At 44.9% G+C, this 22607-nt stretch carries 21 protein-coding genes; 7 read left to right on the forward strand and 14 right to left on the reverse strand.

What is annotated here, in order from left to right; all coding sequences use genetic code 11:
• Positions 1 to 45 precede the first annotated feature (45 nt).
• Complete coding sequence (locus tag GKR61_RS09395; protein WP_154599756.1) at positions 46 to 1263, reverse strand: MFS transporter; 1218 nt, start codon at positions 1261 to 1263, stop codon at positions 46 to 48.
• Positions 1264 to 1394: 131 nt separating this feature from the next.
• Here GKR61_RS09395 and GKR61_RS09400 point away from each other — a divergent pair, with 131 nt between their 5' ends.
• The gene (locus tag GKR61_RS09400) at positions 1395 to 1844 is read left to right on the forward strand and encodes a winged helix-turn-helix transcriptional regulator (RefSeq protein WP_108478401.1); all 450 of its coding nucleotides are present in this window, start codon (positions 1395 to 1397) and stop codon (positions 1842 to 1844) included.
• Between the two features lie 34 nt (positions 1845 to 1878).
• On the opposite strand, the gene GKR61_RS09405 is transcribed toward GKR61_RS09400, so the two are convergent.
• Together GKR61_RS09405 and tet are read right to left on the reverse strand one after the other, a co-directional pair.
• Positions 1879 to 2463, reverse strand: coding sequence for a TetR/AcrR family transcriptional regulator (locus GKR61_RS09405; protein ID WP_154639746.1), 585 nt, complete (start codon positions 2461 to 2463; stop codon positions 1879 to 1881).
• Between the two features lie 36 nt (positions 2464 to 2499).
• Positions 2500 to 3711 (reverse strand): Tet(A)/Tet(B)/Tet(C) family tetracycline efflux MFS transporter, encoded by a 1212-nt coding sequence (gene tet / locus GKR61_RS09410; protein ID WP_154599757.1) that lies wholly within the window; start codon positions 3709 to 3711, stop codon positions 2500 to 2502.
• Between the two features lie 83 nt (positions 3712 to 3794).
• Here tet and tetR point away from each other — a divergent pair, with 83 nt between their 5' ends.
• Complete coding sequence (gene tetR, locus GKR61_RS09415; protein WP_036955966.1) at positions 3795 to 4400, forward strand: tetracycline resistance transcriptional repressor TetR; 606 nt, start codon at positions 3795 to 3797, stop codon at positions 4398 to 4400.
• Positions 4401 to 4471: 71 nt separating this feature from the next.
• Here the strand turns inward: tetR and frdD are convergent, their stop codons facing one another.
• Genes frdD through frdA form a run of 4 tightly spaced genes read right to left on the reverse strand, consistent with a single transcriptional unit; the run spans position 4472 to position 7774 of the window.
• Positions 4472 to 4825, reverse strand: a complete 354-nt coding sequence (gene frdD / locus GKR61_RS09420) for a fumarate reductase subunit FrdD (protein WP_006659009.1) — start codon at positions 4823 to 4825, stop codon at positions 4472 to 4474.
• Positions 4826 to 4840: 15 nt separating this feature from the next.
• Positions 4841 to 5236 (reverse strand): fumarate reductase subunit FrdC, encoded by a 396-nt coding sequence (gene frdC, locus GKR61_RS09425; RefSeq protein ID WP_006659010.1) that lies wholly within the window; start codon positions 5234 to 5236, stop codon positions 4841 to 4843.
• Positions 5237 to 5250: 14 nt separating this feature from the next.
• On the reverse strand, positions 5251 to 5985 hold the full coding sequence (locus GKR61_RS09430; protein ID WP_036955969.1) for a succinate dehydrogenase/fumarate reductase iron-sulfur subunit: 735 nt from the start codon (positions 5983 to 5985) through the stop codon (positions 5251 to 5253).
• Entirely contained in the window at positions 5978 to 7774 is a 1797-nt protein-coding gene (frdA, locus tag GKR61_RS09435; RefSeq protein ID WP_336426619.1) for a fumarate reductase (quinol) flavoprotein subunit, read from the reverse strand. Before frdA ends, GKR61_RS09430 begins: the two co-directional genes overlap by 8 nt.
• 786 nt (positions 7775 to 8560) lie before the next feature.
• On the opposite strand from frdA, the gene epmA reads away from it, so the two are divergent.
• Positions 8561 to 9538 carry an elongation factor P--(R)-beta-lysine ligase gene (gene epmA, locus GKR61_RS09440; protein ID WP_036955971.1) on the forward strand — a complete coding sequence of 326 codons (978 nt, stop codon included), beginning with the start codon at positions 8561 to 8563 and terminating at the stop codon, positions 9536 to 9538.
• A 73-nt stretch (positions 9539 to 9611) separates the two neighbouring features.
• On the opposite strand, the gene glpQ is transcribed toward epmA, so the two are convergent.
• Together glpQ and glpT are read right to left on the reverse strand one after the other, a co-directional pair.
• Complete coding sequence (glpQ, locus tag GKR61_RS09445; RefSeq protein WP_006659015.1) at positions 9612 to 10685, reverse strand: glycerophosphodiester phosphodiesterase; 1074 nt, start codon at positions 10683 to 10685, stop codon at positions 9612 to 9614.
• Positions 10686 to 10884: 199 nt separating this feature from the next.
• Entirely contained in the window at positions 10885 to 12234 is a 1350-nt protein-coding gene (gene glpT, locus GKR61_RS09450; RefSeq protein ID WP_154599758.1) for a glycerol-3-phosphate transporter, read from the reverse strand.
• A 434-nt stretch (positions 12235 to 12668) separates the two neighbouring features.
• Between glpT and glpA the strand changes: the two genes are divergently transcribed.
• Genes glpA through glpC form a run of 3 tightly spaced genes read left to right on the forward strand, consistent with a single transcriptional unit; the run spans position 12669 to position 16802 of the window.
• Positions 12669 to 14324 (forward strand): anaerobic glycerol-3-phosphate dehydrogenase subunit A, encoded by a 1656-nt coding sequence (glpA, locus tag GKR61_RS09455; RefSeq protein WP_006662871.1) that lies wholly within the window; start codon positions 12669 to 12671, stop codon positions 14322 to 14324.
• Complete coding sequence (gene glpB, locus GKR61_RS09460) at positions 14314 to 15609, forward strand: glycerol-3-phosphate dehydrogenase subunit GlpB (RefSeq protein ID WP_154599759.1); 1296 nt, start codon at positions 14314 to 14316, stop codon at positions 15607 to 15609. The genes glpA and glpB overlap by 11 nt, the downstream gene beginning before the upstream one ends.
• Positions 15606 to 16802, forward strand: a complete 1197-nt coding sequence (gene glpC / locus GKR61_RS09465; RefSeq protein ID WP_006659019.1) for an anaerobic glycerol-3-phosphate dehydrogenase subunit GlpC — start codon at positions 15606 to 15608, stop codon at positions 16800 to 16802. The genes glpB and glpC overlap by 4 nt, the downstream gene beginning before the upstream one ends.
• Before the next feature lie 93 nt (positions 16803 to 16895).
• Here glpC and GKR61_RS09470 read toward each other — a convergent pair whose 3' ends face one another.
• Positions 16896 to 17564, reverse strand: a complete 669-nt coding sequence (locus GKR61_RS09470; RefSeq protein WP_036955987.1) for a 7-cyano-7-deazaguanine/7-aminomethyl-7-deazaguanine transporter — start codon at positions 17562 to 17564, stop codon at positions 16896 to 16898.
• Positions 17565 to 17725: 161 nt separating this feature from the next.
• Here GKR61_RS09470 and tusA point away from each other — a divergent pair, with 161 nt between their 5' ends.
• Complete coding sequence (tusA, locus tag GKR61_RS09475) at positions 17726 to 17980, forward strand: sulfurtransferase TusA (protein WP_036955989.1); 255 nt, start codon at positions 17726 to 17728, stop codon at positions 17978 to 17980.
• Between the two features lie 3 nt (positions 17981 to 17983).
• Here tusA and GKR61_RS09480 read toward each other — a convergent pair whose 3' ends face one another.
• The 4 genes from GKR61_RS09480 to GKR61_RS09495 form a co-directional block, all read right to left on the reverse strand.
• The gene (locus GKR61_RS09480) at positions 17984 to 18277 is read right to left on the reverse strand and encodes a hypothetical protein (RefSeq protein ID WP_036955992.1); all 294 of its coding nucleotides are present in this window, start codon (positions 18275 to 18277) and stop codon (positions 17984 to 17986) included.
• A 34-nt stretch (positions 18278 to 18311) separates the two neighbouring features.
• Positions 18312 to 19190: an Rpn family recombination-promoting nuclease/putative transposase gene (locus tag GKR61_RS09485; RefSeq protein ID WP_036955995.1), complete on the reverse strand. Its 879-nt coding sequence runs from the start codon at positions 19188 to 19190 to the stop codon at positions 18312 to 18314.
• A 198-nt stretch (positions 19191 to 19388) separates the two neighbouring features.
• Positions 19389 to 21731: a zinc/cadmium/mercury/lead-transporting ATPase gene (locus tag GKR61_RS09490; protein ID WP_036955998.1), complete on the reverse strand. Its 2343-nt coding sequence runs from the start codon at positions 21729 to 21731 to the stop codon at positions 19389 to 19391.
• Between the two features lie 148 nt (positions 21732 to 21879).
• Positions 21880 to 22509, reverse strand: a complete 630-nt coding sequence (locus GKR61_RS09495; RefSeq protein ID WP_036956000.1) for a lysoplasmalogenase — start codon at positions 22507 to 22509, stop codon at positions 21880 to 21882.
• Positions 22510 to 22607: the final 98 nt, after the last annotated feature.

Genomic DNA, 22607 nt, shown 5'->3' on the forward strand with positions numbered 1-22607 from the left:
ATAAGAACGGGTGAGCGATGGCTTACCCGTTTTATTTTAAATGGCCTATCTAATATGGCGAGTCAGCCACCAGAAAATAAGTGCAAAAGCACTCACACCGACCCCTAATAGACAAACACCATTCCAGCCCGCATGGGCATAAATCCACGTTGAACTGACTGCACCGAGGCCACTCCCGACCGCATAAAACATCATATACAGTCCCACTAGGCGGCTATGGGCCTCAGGCTCTGAGCAATAAATCATACTTTGATTCGTCACATGTAACGATTGCCCGCCCACATCGAGCAAAATAATCCCAATGATCAACGCCCATAGTGAGCTATCCATAAACGCAATGGGTAACCAAGATAATGTTAATAATAGCAGAGCAATAAAACTGACTATTTGCCCGTATCCATAATCCGCTAAACGCCCAGTTCTTGAAGCAATCAACGCACCGACTACACCGACAAGACCAAGCGCACCAATCTGAGTGTGAGAAAAATAATGGGGTGCATCACTTAAAGGAATGACCAAGGCACTCCAGAAAATATTAAATGCGGCAAACATCAGTAATGCTAAGAAGCCTCGTACCTGTAAGACTTTTTGGCGTTTAAATAATGTTGCCATTGAGCGCAACAATGTTGAGTAATTCATGGCATTCTTTGGCGGATCAATCTGCGGTAGATATCGCCAAAGGGGGTAGGCAATAGCGAGCATCAGCAGTGCAGAAGAGAGATAAACACCACGCCAGCTGGTTAGGTCACTTATTGCACCAGAAAAGACTCTTGCAAGTAAAAGCCCAATAAACACACCACCTTGTGCGGTGCCAATTACGTGCCCTTGCTCATGAGTTCCCGCTGAGCTCGCTGCATAGGAAATCAATCCTTGTGTCATGGCGGTTCCTAGCATGCCAACTGCGAGCATTCCTATAAGTAGCATGGCGGGTGTTTTTGCTATAGCAACAATGAGCAAAGACAGAACAAGTGCGCTGAGCTGCCATCCAATCAAGTGGCGACGTTTCATTTTATCGCCCAGAGGGACTAACAATAACAGCGCGAAAATACTGCCAACTTGAGTGGCGGTGATAACGCCACCAATAGCGGCATCACTAATATGAAAGTCACGAGAAAGTGAATTTAGCAATGGTTGCGCATAGTAAACATTAGCGACACTTAATCCACTGGCAACTGCGAAGAGATAAACTAACCCTTTCGGTAATGAATTTTGAAGGCTATTTTGCTCAATAGCCGAATGGAGTAATGAAAGGGAATTTTTCATTTTGCATACTCATCTAGTTTTAATTTGAAATTGGTTTTGATTTGAAACTAGTTGAATGCTAGGTCACTTGGTTTTAAAATGCAACTAGATTTTTTGGTATTAATTATTTGATATTAAATATAGGGGGAGTCATGTCGTCGAATACAGTAATGGAAGGATCCCCATGCCCTGTGGCTCGAAGCGTAAATTTAATTGGGGATCGCTGGTCGTTATTAATTGTGCGTGATGCTTTTGATGGCGTACGACGTTTCGGTGATTTTCAACGAAGTTTAGGGGTAGCGCGTAATATTCTGTCAGACAGATTACGTAAATTAGTCGATGCAAATATTCTCGAACTGAAGGATGCATCAGATGGCACTGCTTACCAAGAATATGTGTTAACCGAGGCGGGGGAAAGCCTTTTTCCTATCGTGGTTGCATTAAGACAATGGGGGGAAGTGAATCTATTTCGAGAGGGAGAACCACACTCTATTTTGATAGATAAACAGACTCAAAGCCCCATTCCGGCGATGTACCCGCTTTCACACGATGGAAAAACGTTATCGCCAAATGAGACTGAAGTGATCAAAATTAAGTCGTGAATCCCCACTGAGTCGTGGGGCACTCTACTGCAATTTATTGCGCCAAAAGACGTACAAAACGCCCATACAGCAATTCACCCAAATTGCTTTGGTTGTATTCATGGGTTGTGGCGAGGTTATCTACTGCCGCATGCATTGAATGATAGATCATCGTGGCGATAAGCTCTGGTGGTGCGGCATGCCAAGCTTGCTGCTGTTCACCAAGGGATAAAATCTGTTTAATTTGTTCAACGGCACGTTGTTCATGGCTGTTAGTGTGACCATGGTATTCGTCGTGAAAGAGCATGTCGTGCAGTGTCTGCTTTTCAACATAGTATTTAACGCTGTTTTCGCACCATGATTTTAACTGTGAAGACGCCGATTGATGCGGTGAAAGCGCATCTGCAATATGCCCTAAATACCAATCCATATAGCGGGTACGTAGGGCATCCATAATTTCGTTTTTTGATTGAAAATAATGATAAAACATCCCTTTTGCCACATCCGCCACAGCCACAATTTCACTCACCGTCGTGGCAAGAAATCCTTTGGAAAGAAAGAGATTTTCCGCGGCATTCATCAGGTCGTTCAAACGTTCTTCTGCTGGCTTGGTTCTTGGTTTTTTCGGTGGCGTTAACATAAATAGGGCTCTTATCGCGTTATTTTCATTGAAGACTTAATAACATTTTACGTCCGAAATACCGGAATGTCCTTTCAATATATGTTGAGGGCGATAAAACAGTAAAAAGCAGCTAATCAGAGCGAGATAAAGTAGTGTACCAATCATCCAGACCCAGCCATCCCAAATACCGAGTGTTTGACCGAAAATAATGCTGAACATCAGTGGACCAATAACCCCCGTGGCATTAGTTAAGCTGACTAGCATTCCTTGCAGCTTACCTTGATTTTCTTGGCTAACTTGGGAAGACATTAACCCCTGTAATGCGGGAAGGGCGATGCTGCCGCCAGCCAGTAAAATTAATGTCGGGTAAATCATCCATCCTTGGGTGATAAATGCTAGCACCATAAATGCGCAGCCATCCGCAATAAAGCCCACAATGATGGTGACTTTTTCACTGAATCGTTTGGCGATGGTTCCTGCAATAAATGCCTGAAAAATGGCGTGCATCAAGCCCAGCCCAGCAAGAGATATACCAACTTCAACACTACTCCACTGGAAGCGGCTTTCGGTAAACAATACCCACGTCGTTGCAGGGATCTGCCCAATCAACTGTGCAGTGAAGAAGACTGTAAGTAGCAGCAAAATAGGCTTAGCAACCTGCATAAATGAGAGACTGTTTTGTGGCGCATCTACATGATTTTCGGATTCTACGTTTTTCTTTGGCTCTTTAAACAGGGTGAATACCATGATGAAGGTAAATGCATTTAAGATCGCTGCAATAATAAACGGCAAATGTGCAGAATAATTCCCCGCAAATCCACCAATTACAGGGCCTGCGATTAAACCAATACCAAACGCGCCACCTAAGCGACCAAACCACGCCGTGCGCTCTTCAGGTTTTGTGGAATCGGCGATAACCGAAGCGGCCACGGCTCCCGTTGCCCCAGTGATCCCTGAAATCAAGCGTCCTAAATAGAGCATCCAAAGTGTGCTTGAAAGCGCGAGCAAGGTGTAGTCCATCGCGGCGCCGGCAAGGGATAGTAGCAAAATCGGGCGGCGTCCCCATTTATCCGACCATTTTCCTAACAGTGGCGCAAAGAAGACCTGCATCACGGCATACAGCGCCAGCAATACACCGTAGTGGTTAGCGAGCTGCTCCAGCGTGACATATTCCCGTAACAGTGTGGGTAAGACAGGCATGATCAGCCCAATTCCCATCGCGTCGAGGGCGGTGATGACTAAAGCAATAACAGCGGTTTTGTTCATAATATATTTTCTCTATCATCGATAGAGTTGGAATATATCCCTATCAGTGATAGAGTGTCAACAGAAATGATGAGGAGAACTTAATGGCTCGATTAGACAGAGACACCATTATTAGCGCCGCCCTGGATTTGTTGAATGAAGTGGGCATGGAAGGGCTGACCACGCGTAAGCTCGCGCAAAAGTTGGGGGTTGAACAACCAACGTTATATTGGCATGTGAAAAATAAACGTGCGTTATTGGATGCGCTGGCGGTGGAAATGCTCGTTCGTCATCATGATCATGGATTACCGCGAGAAGGGGAAACATGGCAGCAGTTTCTACGCAATAACGCGCTGAGTTTTCGCCGAGCGCTATTAAGCCATCGAGATGGTGCCAAAGTACATCTAGGAACTCGCCCAACACAAAGCCAATACACCACGATTGAAACCCAATTACAGTTTATGTTGGACAATGGTTTTTCGCTAAAAGCAGGATTGTATGCTTTGAGTGCTGTAGGGCATTTTACGCTAGGGGCGGTGCTGGAACAGCAAGAGCATGTAGCCGCTCAGCGGGACGTCGAGCCTAGTACCGATGAAAATGTGCCACCACTATTGAAAGAAGCATTAGACATTATGGATGGTGATGAGGGGGAATCGGCATTTTTATACGGTTTAACCGCGCTGATTTCAGGGTTGGAAAGCCATAAGTAATGCAAAAAAATACCCCATCATGCAGTGCATTGACGGGGTACTTGCTATCAATTTACTTAGTTAATCAACAATTACAGTGTGAATACACCGATGATTGCGATAACGCTAATGATTGCTGAGCTGCCGTAGAACACCCATTTTGTAGCTGGAACATGCACTTTAAAATCGTGCAGGGTGTGGTGAATACGGTGCATACCGCACCATACAGGCAGAATAATCATCAGTAATAAGAAAATGCGTCCAATAAAGCTTTGGCTAAATGCCATGATGCGCTCATAGCTCAGCATTTCTGGTGCGACACCTAATGGGATTAAAATACCCAGTAAGAGAATGATTGCAGGGCCAATAACGGCGCTCCACATACCACCTGCACCAAATAATCCCCAGAAAATCGGCTCATCGGAACGTTTAGGCGTTAGATTCATCAGATTCTCCTTCGATTAAAATAATAATGCGATTGCTAAAATAGCCGCAGTCACGACTATAGTGAGTGCCCAGAAGCCTTTTACAATTGGCTCATCTGGCAGTTTCTTATCTTTAACAATGATAGCGACAGCTTTTGGCGCCAGTTTGAACCACGTTGTGGTATGCAGCAGCGTCGCAGCCAGTGTCACAATGTTAATGATCAGAATGATTGGGTTACTTAAGAACCCAACAAAGCCCGCCCATGATTCAGGTCCATTTTTCAGAGCAAATACGCCGTACAGGACTAAAATACTGAACCAAACCTGAAGCACGGAAGTACTTTCACGCATGATGTAAAAGCGGTAGAAACCGAGCTTTTGCCACCAGTCGCCTTTCATTTCCCTGACATAGGGTTTACGTTTAGTTGTCATGACTTCAATTCTCCTTATCGTGGCTTCAGCATGGCGATAACAAAGTCTTGCGCACTCGCAACTTTACCTTGTTGGATAGCCGCCGCCGGGTCGACATGCTTAGGACAGACTTCAGAGCAGTAACCTACAAACGTACAGCTCCATACACCGTTGTCACCATTTAATAATGGCATACGCTCTTTCGCGCCGTGGTCACGGTTATCGAGGTTGTAGCGCTCTGCTAAGGTGATTGCCGCAGGGCCTAAGAACTCAGGGTTCAGACCAAACTGTGGACACGCTGCATAGCACAGACCGCAGTTAATACAGCCAGAGAACTGATGATATTTCTCCATTTGAGCTGGAGTTTGCTTGTTCGGACCGTCAGAAGGTTTGCGATCATTACCAATAATGTAAGGTTTGATAGCTTCTAAACGCTCGATAAAGCTTGTCATATCAACAACAAGGTCACGCTCGATAGGGAAGTTACCCAGTGGCTCGACTTTAATTCCTTGCGGATAGTCACGCAGGAATGTTTTACAAGCCAGTTTAGGAACGTTGTCCACCATCATGCCGCAAGAGCCGCAGATAGCCATACGGCAAGACCAACGGTAAGACAGGTCTGGCGCGAGGTTATCTTTGATGTAGCCCAAAGCATCTAACAAAGAGGTTTGCTCGTCATAAGGGACATCATAAGTCACTAAATGGGGTTCATTGTCCGTTTCTGGGTTGAAACGCATGATCTCCATTTTTAAGTGTTTCATATCATCCATTAGCTTGCTCCTTATTCGCCTTATCTTGAGCTGCCCCTTCAGCACCATACACACGTTTCGCTGGTTGTGATTTAGTGATTTTCACATCAGAGTACTCAAGGCGTGGTGCACCTTCTGGGTTATAGAATGCCAGAGTATGTTTCAGGAAGTTGACGTCATCACGCTCAGTGCAACCTTCGTCAAGACGTTGGTGCGCACCGCGAGACTCTTTACGGTTAATCGCAGAGTGAGCCATACATTCCGCCACGTCTAAGCCAAAGCCTAATTCGATGGTGTACAGTAAGTCAGTGTTGAAGACGCTGCTATGGTCAGTGATTTCAACATGCTTGAAGCGCTCTTTCAGCTCTGCCAGTTTATCAACAGTTTTCTGTATTAATTCAGGTGTACGGTAGATACCGCAACCTTCTTCCATCGAAATACCCATTTCATCACGGATTTTCGACCAGCTTTCTTTACCTTTTTGGTTCAGAAGTTTTTGCAGGTCATTTTCAATGTCACGAGTACGTGCTTCGATAGCGCTTGCATTTGCAGGGGTAGCTTCAGCAGCATGACGTGCCGCTTCTTCACCCGCTAAGCGACCAAATACCACTAATTCTGCCAGTGAGTTAGAACCTAAACGGTTTGCGCCGTGTAAGCCAACAGATGAACATTCACCCACCGCGAACAGACCTTTAATACGAGTTTCGGTGCGTTGGTCAGTTTCAATACCACCCATGGTGTAGTGAGCTGTTGGACGAACAGGAATTGGTTCGTTTACAGGGTCAACACCCACGTAAGCTTTTGCCAGCTCACAGATAAATGGTAGACGTTCATGCAGTTTTTCAGCACCTAAGTGACGTAGATCCAGATACACAACATCACCACGGTGAGTACTGATGGTGCGACCTGCACGCCATTCGTGCCAGAATGCTTGTGAAACTTTGTCACGAGGACCCAGTTCCATATATTTGTTTTCTGGTTTACCCAGTGGCGTTTCAGGGCCCATGCCGTAGTCTTGCAGATAGCGATAGCCATCTTTGTTGACTAAGATACCGCCTTCACCACGACAACCTTCAGTCATCAGGATACCGGAACCTGGCAGGCCTGTTGGGTGATATTGAACGAATTCCATATCACGTAATGGCACACCATGACGCAGTGCCATACCCATACCGTCACCGGTTACGATACCGCCGTTGGTGTTATAGCGGTAAACACGACCCGCACCACCTGTTGCCATAACAATAGCATTGGCACGAATTTGAACTTTCGTACCTTCCATCATGTTCAGAGCAACCAGACCACGCGCCTGACCTTCGTCCACAATGATGTCGAGAACAAAGTGCTCGTCGAAACGTTGGATTTGAGGATATTTTAATGAAGTTTGGAACAGGGTATGCAGCATGTGGAAGCCAGTCTTATCGGCTGCGAACCAAGTACGTTCAATTTTCATCCCACCGAAACGGCGAACGTTAACTGAACCATCTGGTTTACGGCTCCAAGGGCATCCCCATTGTTCCAGCTGGGTCATTTCTGTTGGGCAGTGTTCGACGAAATAATCGACGACATCTTGCTCACACAGCCAGTCACCACCAGAAACGGTATCATTAAAATGATAGTCATAGGAATCATGGGCTTGAGTAACTGCTGCTGATCCCCCCTCTGCGGCCACGGTGTGACTACGCATTGGGTAAACTTTTGAGACCAGAGCAATCTTGATATTGGGATTTGCTTCAGCAGCAGCAATTGCTGCACGTAAGCCTGCGCCCCCGGCCCCGATAATCGCTAAATCGGCATTGAAGGTTTGCACTGCGCTTCTCCATTGTTCAAGTGTAAAGTGTTAAATTAATAAATTCTTTTAAATACTTTTAGTGCTTAGCTATTTCAGTTTCGGTTTGCCTTTAGGCAAATCTGCAAAGAATCTTTTTTTAATCGTAAATATATAATAGCTAATAACGACTTATTATGTTGGGAATTATAACGAATAGTGGCGGGGATAAATTTGATATAGAAAGGTGTTTTGGGTGATATTACCCCTAAAGTGTGATCTGCGTCTTCTTTTTGTAAATTGTTTTTGGGTGTCAAGAAATTGCAGAGAAACCGAAAATAATAAAAAGGAATTTCAAATAATTATCATTAAATTTAACGGAATTTCTAGCATTTAAAACCAACTAAAATCGTCAGGTTTTTCTTTCTAACAGTGGATAATCTGGTGTTCCTCGAGGAAATTCTAGAATCATATCGAAGATAAAATTGCGAAAGAGTTCACTGTTTAGAAAGTCGCTTAATTTTTAATGCTAAAAAACAGATTTAAATTGTATCAATAAGGTGAGTAGTGAAGTTTGGTTTTAACATTTGCATCACAAGCGATAAGAAAAAATCATGTTTTTGTTTTTTTTTAACCAAATGTTAAAAGTTAATAATAAAGCTTTTTTGCCTAATCGTATAAAGCAGGAGATAATCACATCATCTTTTCTCGCCTTGAATCATATCCCCTATCGATACTCAGATAGCGCATAATATCCACAATATTCCATTGTGTGTTAAGGGGGAGGTGAGTACACTGCACGACTAAGTTTATTTTGGAGTTATTTTAATGAGTGAAGTAGCGAATTGGCTGCCTACAGCCCCCATCGCTAACCTGTTACAGCGCGCAAAAATTGTTGCGGAAATCAGACGTTTTTTCGCTGATCGCTGTGTACTTGAGGTAGATACACCCGCAATGAGTCAGGCCACGGTGACTGACATTCATCTTGTTCCATTTGAAACTCGCTTTGTGGGACCTGGCGCGGCTCAGGGCATCAATTTATATTTGATGACTAGCCCTGAATACCATATGAAGCGCTTACTGGCAGCGGGAAGTGGGCCTATCTATCAAATGTGCCGCAGTTTCCGTAATGAAGAAGCGGGAAGACACCATAACCCTGAATTTACGATGCTGGAATGGTACCGCCCACACTTTGACATGTATCGCTTAATCAATGAAGTGGATGACCTTCTGCAACAAGTGCTGGAATGCGAAAGTGCCGAGCTACTCTCTTATCAGCAAGCATTTTTACGCCATCTAGATATTGACCCGCTCTCTGCGGAAAAAAGCGAGCTACGCGAAGTGGCTGCCCGCTTAGATTTAAGCAATGTGGCGGACAATGAAGAAGACCGCGACACCTTATTGCAACTACTGTTTACCATGGGCGTGGAGCCACACATTGGTAAAGAGAAGCCTGCGGTGGTTTACCACTTCCCTGCAACGCAAGCGTCATTAGCGGTAATTAGCACAGAAGATCACCGTGTAGCCGAACGTTTTGAAGTCTATTTTAAGGGCATGGAGCTGGCGAATGGCTTCCATGAACTGACCGATGTGGGCGAACAGCGCCAACGTTTTGAGCAAGATAACCGCAAGCGTGCTGCAATGGGTTTACCCGTTCAACCGATTGATGAAAACTTGCTTGCAGCGCTTGAGCACGGTTTACCGGCATGTTCCGGTGTGGCTGTTGGTGTTGATCGCTTAATCATGCTGGCACTGAATGCCGAACGAATCAGTGATGTGATTGCATTCCCTGTGACGATTGCTTAGTTCTGCGATAGTGCATATTAAAAGAGAAAATCCCAGCAAGACTGGGATTTTTTATATCATTCAAATTTCTATGTTACTTCTGCTTTTGCTGCTCTAAGAACTTAACTCCTAAATCTGGGAAGTCGGTAAAGGCACCATCAACGTCCGCTTGGTTATAAATAATGTCATATAACTGCTGACCATCTTTCGCGTACTTAGGCAGTTTATCCACACGGATAGTAAATGGATGCACCGCCATATGGTTCGCGTGAGCTTCCTTCACCATACCGTTCACTTTGATATTGGTTGGCGTAGAATCTTCGCTAATGAGCATATGATAGTCAGGGCCAATACCATCTGCGTAGGTTGCAATTTCTTTCATCGCACCCGGCTTCATCATCCAATCATAGTTATAGTTCACCCAAGTACCGTCTGGCTTCTGCTCTTGCGTCTCTTCCCAATCGGTGTAAGCGATTAATTGGATCAGTTTTAAATCCATTCCCATTTCTGGCATCAGTTTTGTTTTGATGCGTTTTAGGTCAATCGGGTCGAAAGATTGCAGATAAACGTTAGAATCTTTGTTGGTATAGCCATACTCTTTCAGGACTTCTAAGGTTTTCTTGGTGATGTCCTTGCCTTCTTGTTGATGGAACCAAGGGGCTTTAATTTCAGGGTAGATACCGATATTTTTACCCGTTGATTTGTTCAAACCTTGAATAAATTCAATCTCTTCTTGGAAGGTGTGGACACGGAAATCAGATTTACCCATAGGGAAACGGTTTGGATAGCTTTGGACTTTTTTGCCATCAACAATGTCGAAACCTTCCGTGAATTTCAGAGACTTAATTTCTGGTAGGGTAAAGTCAATGGCATAGTAGCGACCATCTTTACGTGCGCGATTTGGAAACTTATCCGCTACGTCAGTGACGCGATCCAGATAGTGGTCATGAAGAACAACCAGTTCATTATCTTTGGTCATCACTAAATCTTGTTCTAAGAAATCCGCGCCTTGCGCATACGCCATCGCTTTCGCTGGGAGGGTATGTTCAGGTAAATAACCACTTGCACCACGATGGGCAATCACCACTTTACCTGCCGTTTCGGCAGCCGCAGACACTGACATCACTAAGACCATACTTGCGACTAATGTTTTTAATTGAAAATTCATCAGTAAATCTCCTTGGTAATCATTCTTTGTAAGTAAAGAACTTGTAGGTAAACAGTTTTATAGGTAGATAAATTTATAGATAAATACTTTTGCAAATATAAAATGGTGCCGATAACAAATTTTGGGTAAAAAAATGGGTTATATCCTTTTCTTGATATAACCCATCAATCTAGCTAATCAACTCAACATAAGCGGTCGCTTATTGGTTTTTAGCGAGTTCGCGTTTATGTTTACTTTCGCTCAGCATAACGATGAACAGTAAAACAACGGCCAGTACAGAACCACCGATCATCACAGCAAAACCGCCGTTCCAACCGAAGTAGTCAACGGTATAACCGACGATAGCACTTGCGGCAACAGAACCACCAAGATAACCGAATAAACCAGTGAAGCCTGCGGCGGTACCCGCTGCTTTCTTAGGTGCAAGTTCAAGAGCGTGCAGACCAATCAGCATGACAGGGCCATAGATTAAGAAACCGATAATCAACATACATGCCATATCAACGCCTGGGTTACCCGCTGGGTTCATCCAGAAGACGATAGTTGCAATAGTCACTAAGGTCATGAAGAACACGCCTGTCGCACCACGGTTACCACGGAAGACTTTATCCGACATCCAACCGCACAGCAGCGTTCCTGGAATACCCGCATATTCATACAGGAAGTAAGCCCATGAGGATTTATCCATTGTGAAGTGTTTAACTTCGCGCAGGTAAGTTGGTGACCAGTCTAGAACACCGTAACGCAGTAAGTATACGAACACGTTAGCGATAGCAATCATCCACAGAAGTTTGTTAGGGAATACATACTTCATGAAGATAGCTTTAGCGGTTAATTCTTCTTCATCAGAGGCTTTATAGTCTGTTGGATAGTCGTTTTTGTACTCTTCAATCGGTGGCAGACCACAAGATTGCGGAGTATCACGCATTAATGCGAAGGCAATCATTGCCACTAAAATAGCCGCGAATGCTGGCATATACAGCGCAGCTTTCCAGTCGTTAAACCATGCCATACCTAACAGGAACAGTAATGGAGGCAGACCACCGCCGACGTTATGCGCACAGTTCCAAACAGAGACGATTCCGCCACGTTCTTTTTGTGACCACCAGTGAACCATGGTACGTCCGCAAGGAGGCCAACCCATACCTTGGAACCAACCACATAAGAATAACAACACGAACATAATCATGATGCTAGACGTTGCCCATGGTACGAAGCCCATGAATATCATGACAAGTGAAGCGAGGATCAAACCTGCCGGTAAGAAGTACCGAGGGTTAGCACGGTCAGAAAATGAGCCCATGATAAATTTGGAGAAACCATAGGCGATTGAAATCCCAGATAATGCGAAACCAAGGTCACCTTTAGAGAAACCTTGTTCAACGAGATAAGGCATTGCGAGGGCGAAGTTCTTTCTAACTAAGTAGTATGCTGCGTAACCGAAGAAAATCCCCAGGAAAATCTGCCAACGTAATTTACGATAGACGGGGTCTATTTTATCCGCTGGCAGCCTCTCGATATGAGCGGCGGGTTTAAACATGCGTAACATAAAGCCTCCGATGGCATGTCAGTAGTTATATGCTCTTCATTTCACATATGTTGTGAAGTTGTTGAGCGTTTATTATGGGAGAAGTAACAAAAACGAAAACAATCGAGTTTCTTTAAGCGCTTTTATTTTCTAATTGCGCTAAATCTTAATCGTTAAAAAACATTTTATCTGTAATCTAACGCACAATTATTGATTTTGTTTATCTGGCTGCATAGTTAATGCGATTTGTGAATAGAATGGAACTAAAATTGTGAATTATTTTGTGAGGGTTATCACGCTTCCGCGCTTTGATGTACCTAATTTGTACTTTTGACTTTCGTTTTTGTTCCTTATCAAACATTGAGCGCTTTTTTGAGCTTATATTAACTATAGACTATAAAAATAGAAACTATACTTATCGAATAGTGAAGATTGATTAACGTGAGGAATGCGACATGAATGGCTCATCTGTGACTGAAACGGATGTCATCATTATCGGTGGTGGCGCAACAGGTGCAGGTGTCGCTCGTGACTGCGCTCGCCGTGGATTAAAAGCAGTTTTGCTAGAACGGCATGATATTGCGACAGGTGCAACAGGGCGTAACCATGGCTTGCTACACAGTGGTGCTCGTTATGCCGTGACAGATAGTGAATCGGCAAGAGAGTGTATAGAAGAAAACAAAATTCTTAAGCGTATTGCCCATCATTGTATTGAAAAAACCGATGGACTCTTTATTACCCTACCTGAAGATAGTCTCGAATATCAGCAGCAATTTATCACCGCTTGCCAATCCGCTGGCATCGATGCTCAAGCGATTGATCCCGCGGAAGCTATTCGCTTAGAGCCTTCAGTTAACCCGCGTTTAATTGGTGCGGTTCGCGTGCCTGATGGTACTGTCGACCCATTCCGTCTAACCGCTGCGAATATGCTCGATGCGCGCGAACATGGCGCTAAAGTGCTGACTTACCATGAAGTGATTGGCTTGATCCGCCAAGGGGATAAAGTCCGCGGCGTGACGGTTTATGACCATCAAGCTAAGCGCCAATATGATATTCATGCACAAATCGTGGTGAATGCTGGCGGAATTTGGGGACAGAAAATTGCCGAATACGCCGATCTGAAAATCAAAATGTTCCCAGCGAAAGGGGCATTACTTATTTTAGGTCACCGTCTTAACAATATGGTGATCAACCGCTGTCGTAAACCGGCAGATGCGGACATTCTGGTTCCGGGGGATACCATTTCTCTGATTGGTACTACGTCAACGCACATCGAATATGACCAAATCGATAATATGTATGTGACACCAGAAGAAGTGGATATTTTGATCCGCGAAGGTTCTATGTTGTCACCAGCATTAGCGACAACGCGCATTTTACGCGCGTATGCGGGTGTTCGCCCATTAGTGGCGAGTGATGATGACCCTTCTGGGCGTAACGTAAGCCGCGGTATCGTGTTACTCGACCACGCAAAACGCGATGGTTTAGATGGTTTCATTACCATTACGGGCGGTAAGTTAATGACTTATCGCTTAATGGCAGAATGGGCGACCAATAAAGTCTGTGAAAAATTGGGTGTCACAACCCCATGCACGACGGCGGAAGCACCACTGCCGGGCTCTCAACACAGTGCAGAAGAAGCGCTGCGTAATGTGGTCTCTATCCCTGCACCTATTCGCGGTTCTGCGGTTTATCGTCATGGTGATAGGGCGTCTGCGATCCTCAGCGCTAATCGTTTAGATAAAAGCTTAGTGTGTGAGTGCGAAGCGGTGACGGCGGGTGAGGTTCGTTATGCGGTGGAATCTTTAACCGTCAACAACTTGCTTGATTTACGTCGTCGTACCCGTGTGGGTATGGGGACGTGCCAAGGTGAACTTTGTGCTTGCCGCGCGGCGGGATTACTCAATCGTTTTAACGTTACTACACCACATGAAACCGAGCAGCAGCTGGGGCACTTCTTAAATGAGCGTTGGAAAGGGGTGAGACCAATTGCTTGGGGGGATGCTTTGCGTGAAAGCGAGTTTACCAGTTGGGTGTATCACGGATTATGTGGCATGAATGAAAGTACATTGAGCCAGCCTGCTCAGAAGGAGGCAGAGAATGAAATATGATGCAGTAGTGATGGGCGGAGGCCTTGCCGGTCTTATCTGTGGAATTCGTCTGACTCAATCAGGACTTTCTTGTGCCATCGTGAGTGCAGGGCAGAACGCACTGCATTTCTCGTCGGGTTCATTGGATTTATTAACGCATCTTCCTGATGGTACTCAAGTCGAGCAACCGCTGTCCATGTTGGAAGCGCTAAAACAACAAGCACCGAGTCATCCGTACAGTTTGATTGGGGCAGAAAAAGTCGCTGAGCTGGCTCAATTGGCACAGACTACACTACAGCAAGCAGGGCTACATCTAAAAGGTTCTTGCGAAGAAAATCATTACCGTATTACGCCGTTAGGTCATAAGCGAATGACATGGCTCAGTCCTGAATCGGTGCCAACAACTGCACTTCATCAACCGATGGAATTAGGCAAAATTGCCGTTGTGGGTATTGAAGGTTTTCTCGATTTTCAACCGCAAATGGTGGCGGATGAGTTGGATCGCCAAGGATTAGAAGCTGAGGCGTGCTATGTCCACTTGCCACTGCTTGATCGTTTAAGAGAAAACCCAAGCGAGTTCCGAGCGATTAACGTAGCGCGCTGGTTAGATAGACCTGAAAATATGGCGCAAATCGTGGAAGAAATTGCACCATTAGTCGCCAACGCGGATGCGGTGTTTATGCCTGCGTGTATTGGTCTTGACAGTGAAGAACCAATGTTAGAGTTGCAGAAACGCTTAGGTAAGCCGCTATTTTTACTGCCAACATTACCGCCATCTTTATTAGGTATCCGCCTTCATGAAATGCTATTACGCCAGTTCCGCCGTCAAGGTGGGATCATGATGCCGGGTGATAAAGTCACTTCCGTCAATTTCGTGGGATCACGCATTGAATCAGTGCAAACCCGCAATCACGGCAATATTTCATTGAAAGCTAAACATTTTGTGTTGGCGACGGGAAGTTTCTTTAATAACGGTTTGGTGGCGAAATTTGACCAAGTGTATGAACCCTTGATGCATTTGGATTTAGGCGAAATCGGCGACCGCGCCAAATGGACAAATAAAGAGTTCTTCGCATCTCAGCCATACATGGCATTTGGTGTACAAACCGACGGAAATTTACGCGGTAAAAAACACGGTGAAACCATCGAAAACCTGTATGTTGCGGGTGCAGTATTAAGCGGGTTTGATCCGCTGACTCAAGGTTGTGGCGCCGGGGTTTCACTGGTCAGTGGCTTATATGCCGCGAATGAAATCGTGAATGAATTTGCTAAAGATAAAGCCATGCAGGCGGAGGTGGCGCAATGAGTATTCAAGATGCAAGCTTTGAAAGCTGTATAAAGTGCACCGTTTGTACCACCTATTGCCCAGTGGCAAAAGCGAACCCACTGTATCCGGGACCAAAACAAGCGGGTCCTGATGGTGAGCGTTTACGCTTAAAAGATCCGATGATGTACGATGATGCATTGAAATTCTGTACCAACTGTAAGCGTTGTGAAGTAGCCTGCCCGTCTGATGTGAAGATAGGCGACATTATCGCGCGCGCTCGTAATACCTATAGCCAGCAGAAACCGAAACTGCGTGATGCGATTTTAAGCCATACAGACATCATGGGCTCTTTATCGACCCCATTTGCCCCTGTAGTCAACACCATTACAGGCTTAAAACCCGTTCGCCAAATTCTGGATAAAGCCCTTAAAATTGACCATCGCCGTGAGCTACCGAAATACTCATTCGGGACTTTCCGTCGTTGGTACGGTAAACAAGCCGCAGAGCAGGCGAAATTTGAGGAACAGGTGGCATTCTTCCACGGCTGTTACGTGAACTATAACCATCCACAATTGGGTAAAGATTTAATCAAAGTTTTCAACGGGATGAATATCGGTGTTCAGCTGTTAAAACGTGAAAAATGTTGTGGTGTGGCACTGATCGCAAACGGATTTATGAAGCAAGCGAAACGCCAAGCGAATGTGAATTTGGAATCACTCCAAGAGACGATTCTGGAGAAACATATTCCCGTCGTGGCGACCTCATCGACCTGCACATTTACCATTCGTGATGAATATACCCATGTGCTGGATGTCGATACCTCTGAGATGCGCGATAACATTGAGCTAGCGACCCGCTATATTTATCGTCTGCTGGAAGAAGGGCGTGAACTGAAACTGAAACACACACCATTAAAAGTGGCTTATCACACACCATGCCATATGGAAAAAATGGGTTGGACGTCCTACACCCTTGAGCTGATTAAGCGTGTACCGGGTGTTGAGCTGATTGTTTTAGATTCACAATGTTGTGGTATTGCAGGAACTTACGGGTTCAAAAAAGAGAACTACGAAGTTTCCCAAGGTATTGGGGCTGGGCTGTTCCGTCAAATTGAAGAGAGCGGTGCGGATATGGTGATCACTGACTGTGAAACCTGTAAATGGCAAATTGAAATGTCCACCAGTAAGAAATGTGAACACCCAATTTCACTACTGGCTCGCGCGCTCGAATAATCAATTGTTGTGTTGAGTAATGTGAAAAGTAGTTAGGTATTAATCAAGTTAACCCCTTGGGAGATAAGTGATGGCTTATCTCCCTTTTTTATCTCAGTGCTGCGGGGATAATTGTTTCTTACTGGCGGTAGCGAAGAAAGTCTTCAAAATAAAGTTCAGTAATAAACCATAAGCTGGCAAGAAGAACAGCATACAAATTAATAACTTGAAGACGTAATCAACGAGAGCGATTTCCATCCAGTTTGCTGCCATAAACGGGTCGCTGCTTTGATAAAACGCGATAAAGAAGAACGCGATAGTATCAATCAAGTTACCAAAAAACATGGCGCAGGCGGGTGCTACAAACCAGCGTTTGTTTTGGCGCAGGCGGTTAAATACGCTGACATCCAAGATTTGGCCGAGGACATATGCCATAAAACTTGCTGCCGCGATACGCGCAACAAACAGGTTAAATGTCATGATAGCCGCGAAACCTTGCCATTCTCCTTGGAAAAACAGAGCAGAAATCACATACGAAATTAATAATGCTGGTAACATGACCGCAGTGATAATTCGACGAGCTAATGGCGCACCATAGATGCGAACCGTTAAGTCCGTAGCAAGGAATATAAAGGGAAAGGTAAACGCACCCCAAGTGGTATGAAACCCAAAAATATTAATGGGTAACTGAACCAAGTAGTTGCTGGATGTAATAATTAAAATATGAAATAACGATAGCCAAATTAACGCAGTGGCTTTTTGCTGCGGAGTAAACGTAAACATATTGTACCTTTTTAGTGGCAATGGGGTGAGGGAACCCATGAATAACATCCCTAAATTGGGAAGAGCGCATCATACTCTCGTTGCGCAACAAAATCAAAACTGTTCATCCACTGCGCGTGGCTTTACAATAAGCGCATTGATGACCAAGAGAATGTGGTGTTATGTCTGACTTATTTTCTAATCCAACGAAAACCCTTGATACGCTAGGGCTACGCTGCCCTGAACCTGTGATGCTGGTGCGTAAAACCGTACGCAATATGGCGGACGGAGATACGCTGTTAATCATTGCAGATGACCCCGCAACCACCCGCGATATTCCCGGTTTTTGCCGTTTTATGGAACACGAACTGCTGGCGGTTGAAGCGGAGAATGCACCGTATCGTTATTTATTGCGCAAAAAAGCCAGCGGCCTGTAATACCTAGTCAGCGGCATTGATGAGAGATAGCCTTTTTGCTTCGCAGGAGGCTATTGTTGATGGGCGATCCATAAGAGCTTGAATTTCACTGAGTGATAATTCAGTGATTTTACTGATAGTTTCTATGTTTAAGCCAAGTTGTAGTGCATTTAAGGTTATCTCTTGTTGGCAGATGGCTTTACCTACTTTGAGCGCTGTTTGTAGTCCCACAGTGAATTCTTCCTCAAATCCTTCTACAAATCCTTGTGCAAATCCTTTCTTATATCCTTCATATCTTAAACGTGTGGCAATATTCATAATTATTTATCCCGATACTTACATAATTTGTTGTTTAATTAAGGGCTTGAATTTCACTGTCTGATAACCCAGTGAGTTTGCGGATAACGTCAATGCTTAAACCAAGTTGTAAGCTCTTTAATACAACCTGTTGTAAGGTTTCTTCTTTTCCTTCGTTTTTTAACCGCTGTGCAATATTCATAATAGTTTCTCGATGATTTTCGGCTTGGTCGATTAATGTTTCGACAATGTATGTGTAGTAGGGTGAATCCATGATGATAAATAAGTAATTCAAGATAGTGATCACATCATCTTTGTCATTATAGTGGCTGTTTAATATTTGAACGAAGTGCTCAGTGACTCTCTGGTGGTCATTTCGTAGTTTTTTATGTTTCATTGCGAGTTCCATCACAGCGATTTTGCGGTGACTAACTATTTCGGTATCCTCAACTACGGTGATGTCCACCAACGGGAAAGGGCTGCTATACAGATCATGAGCTATTTCAGCGTGGGGCAAGCATTGTGTCCATGTACCTTCATAAGGATAGGGGGATGTTTCCCCATGATAAAACAGAATGGGGACAACGAGCGGTAAGGTTTTATGCCCTTGCTGTAGATGTTGATTCATTGCCATAAACGCGTAGTGCATTAAACGCCAGCCCATCAACTTGTCAGGTGTCGACTGATGTTCGACTAACAGATAGATATAACTACCCCTCGTTTTTGTTTGAACAGAATAGAGAACATCGGAAAACCGGGTTCTCAATTTGCTATCAATAAAAGCTGAATTAATGAGGGTAAGCGTATCGAAATCGCACAAGCGTTCAATGTGTTCAGGTAAATGAAGCTCAAAGAAATCTCGGGCATTACTCTGCTTTGTCATAAAGCCTTTAAAGGCGGCATCATGGGGTATTGAACTTGCATTATTAGTCATATCCACGCTCAGCAAATGTTGTCAATGACCGAGATATTACCCAATATTTCTGTGTGCGGGAGAAAAGTTAGTCTTAAATTCAGTTGGTGAATGGTTTGTGTAACTCTTTGCTATAACTGATTATTTTAGATTTCTTTCGCATAAAAAAACGCCGTAATGATGACCATTACGGCGTTGAGATATCAAACTAAAGAAAGGCTATTTTTTGATTTCGGGCAACTTAACGCGCAGTAAGCGAACCGCGTTGGCTGTGACTAATGCCGTGGCGCCAGAATCCGCTAACACAGCAACCCATAACCCAGTGATACCTAACAAGCTCGTTACCAAGAAAACGGCTTTTAAGCCTAAGGCGATAGTGATGTTCTCGCGGATGATCTTCCGTGTGGCTCTGGATAATGCGACGATTTCAGGTAATCCAGTCAAACGGTTATGGGTTAAAGCGGCATCCGCAGTTTCTAAAGCAACGTCAGTACCGCCACCCATTGCAACACCAATGCTTGACGCTTTCATGGCTGGAGCATCGTTGATACCGTCACCTACCATCATGGTGTTGTGATCGCGATTAAGCTCCATCACCGCGGTGACTTTATCTTCTGGTAATAATCCTGCACGGAACTCCATGCCTAGCTGATTTGCGATGGCGCTGGCGGCACGTGGGTTATCACCTGTTAGCATCACGGCATTAACATTCAGTGATTTCAACATAGCCATTGCATCAGCAGCATCGCCACGTAAGGTATCCTGCAGGGCGGTTAAGCCGATAACTTGGTCATCTTCTAACGTGACGACAACCGTTTTACCTTGCGCCTCTAACGCTTCTACTTTCGCTTGCCATTGGCTGCTTAATGGAGGCTCAACCCTTGATGGTGCGCTGACTAACACTTGTTTACCATTAAAAGAGCCTTCAACCCCTTTACCTGCTAGTGCTTTACGCTCTAACGCTTCTTCAACAGTGATAGATAACTCTTCAGCTTTGTTGACGATAGCTTTAGCCAGTGGGTGATGAGAGCCGACTTCAACTGATGCAGTGATACGAATTAACTCGCTTTCACTCAGACCTTCAACGGGAACGATATCGGTGACGTGTGGTTTGCCTTCCGTTAGTGTGCCCGTTTTATCCAGTGCGATTGTAGTGACAGTTCCCAATTGTTCTAATGCAGCACCACCTTTAATTAAAGCTCCACGGCGAGTGGCGGTTGCCAGTGCTGAGGTGATTGCTGCAGGGGTTGAGATAACCAATGCGCAAGGGCAACCAATTAACAACAGAGTCAAACCACGGTAAATCCAAGTATCCCATGCTGCACCGAAGAACATTGGCGGGATCACTATCACTAAGGCCGAAATCAGCATGATAATTGGAGTATAGATGCGGCTGAAGCGGTCAATAAATCGCTCAATTGGCGCACGACGCTCTTCTGCTTCTTCAATCAGTTGCAAGATGCGGTCGATAGCATTTTGACCTTGCTCTGATACCACTTCCATTTGTACGGCTTTATCGACAGACAAACAGCCCGCAGCCACTTTTTCCCCAGCACTGCGTTCTACAGGGACGGATTCACCCGTTAATGCGCTTTCATCAAAACTCGCAAATCCTGCAACCAGCACCGCATCGGTTGGTAATCGACCACCTGGTGCAATTTCAATGATGTCACCAGGGCGTAACTGTGCCACAGGAACTGACGTTTTTTGTCCATCCTTGATAAGCACGGCATCTTCAGGGACTAAAGCCATGAGTGCGCTAACACCTCGGCGAGCGCGTCCCGCAGAGTAGGACTCAAGCATTTCACCCAGCATAAACAGCAAGATAACCATGGCGGCTTCTTCAGTTGCTTGGATGAAAATCGCCCCTACAGCGGCAACGGTCATCAAGGTTTCAATTGCAAATGGTGTACCAGTACGAATCAAACGTAACGATTTACGCGCGATAGGGTATAACCCAAATAACGTGGTTAGGATAAACGCCACGTTACCTAGCTGTGGATTAACAAACTCAAGTCCCCAGCTGATTGCCATCAGGATAGCTAAAATGATGACGGGCTTCGCTTCACTCAATAAGCTGGGTGGCGGTGCTGATGTTGCACTCGCGCTACCCACATCATGTAGTTCGTAACCTGCGGCTTCAACAGTTGAACGAACGACGGCAGTGACGTCTTTGTCAGCGTCCACGACGAGTTTTTCAGTGGCAAAGAGGACTTTGGCTTGAGCGACTTCGCGAATTTGGGAAATCGCGTTTTCGATTTTAGCCGCGCAGCTTGGGCAGTCCATCCCGCGTACAATCCAGCTAAAACGCTGTTTAGCGGTTTGGGTAGGCTCTACGTCATCATTTGCAGCGGATGTTGAGCTGCAGCAGCTACCATGTTGATGGGATTTTTCATCGTCATCATCATGAGCATGATTTTTGTCATCGCCATGATGATGTTCATGGGATGATGCGTCATGGCTCACAGCTTTGCTATTCTCTACGGCTGCGGATGTGCAAGTGTTTCCTGAGCAGCAAGACGTGCTGTGTGCATGGGTATCTTTATGAGAGTGTGAGTGCATAAGCGCCCCCTTTTTCTAGATGCGTTTTTAACCATGTTCTCTAATTAAGGTTAAGTCTACACTTTGGAGTAGACTCTAGAGTCAAATGAAAAAGGGGAAGCCAATTGATAAAATTCTCAAATAGCACGTTTTATCAATTGGCGGGGAATTATAAATAAATGGCGCGAACAATAAAGAACTGACCGAGGAAGTAGAATGCGGCTACAACTGCTTTAGAGGCTTTGAATGGAAAACGGAAATGGGCAATTAGCCAGATGCAGTGAGATAAAAACAGCATAGAAGCGCCCACCATAATCGAGAAATTAAATTCTCGACCTAAGCCAAAGTATTGGTCTCCTGCCACCCACATCATAATCATGCTCATAATAATAGAGGCGAAAACTACAGGCTGTTGGCTTTCCAGTTTTCCCCAAATCAGCACCAAGGTGACGGCTGCGATAGCGATAGGGACGATAAGCCAAGGCAGATACAGACCAAAGTTGAATTGCATTCCAAAGCTAATGGTGTAGACCAAATAGCTTAAGAACATGAGCCCCAAAGAAGTAAGCAAGTGCTCACTAGAAAACATTCTCGAAAGGTCGGCAACTAAGGAAAGCGCCAAACCGCCTAAAATCAGATAGGTTTGCGCATTTAAGTCGTCAGAACTCCATCCCCAGAATAGTAGAAGAAGTAAAGTGATAGGGCGGAATAACCAACGTTGCCACTCAGGACCACGATAGGCTGCATCAACGTACAGCCAGCCAGAAAATAAAACAGCGAGGAATGGCCAACTAATCATACACATATCCTTAAAAGTTTCTGGAAAAGAGAAATCACCAAGAGCGATTAAATATAAATGAACTATACCGTGTCTCGCATAAATTGTATGGCGTTTAT

Origin of the sequence: Providencia sp. wls1916 (assembly GCF_009706585.1) — a bacterium.
Taxonomy (GTDB): Bacteria; Pseudomonadota; Gammaproteobacteria; order Enterobacterales; family Enterobacteriaceae; genus Providencia; species Providencia lanzhouensis.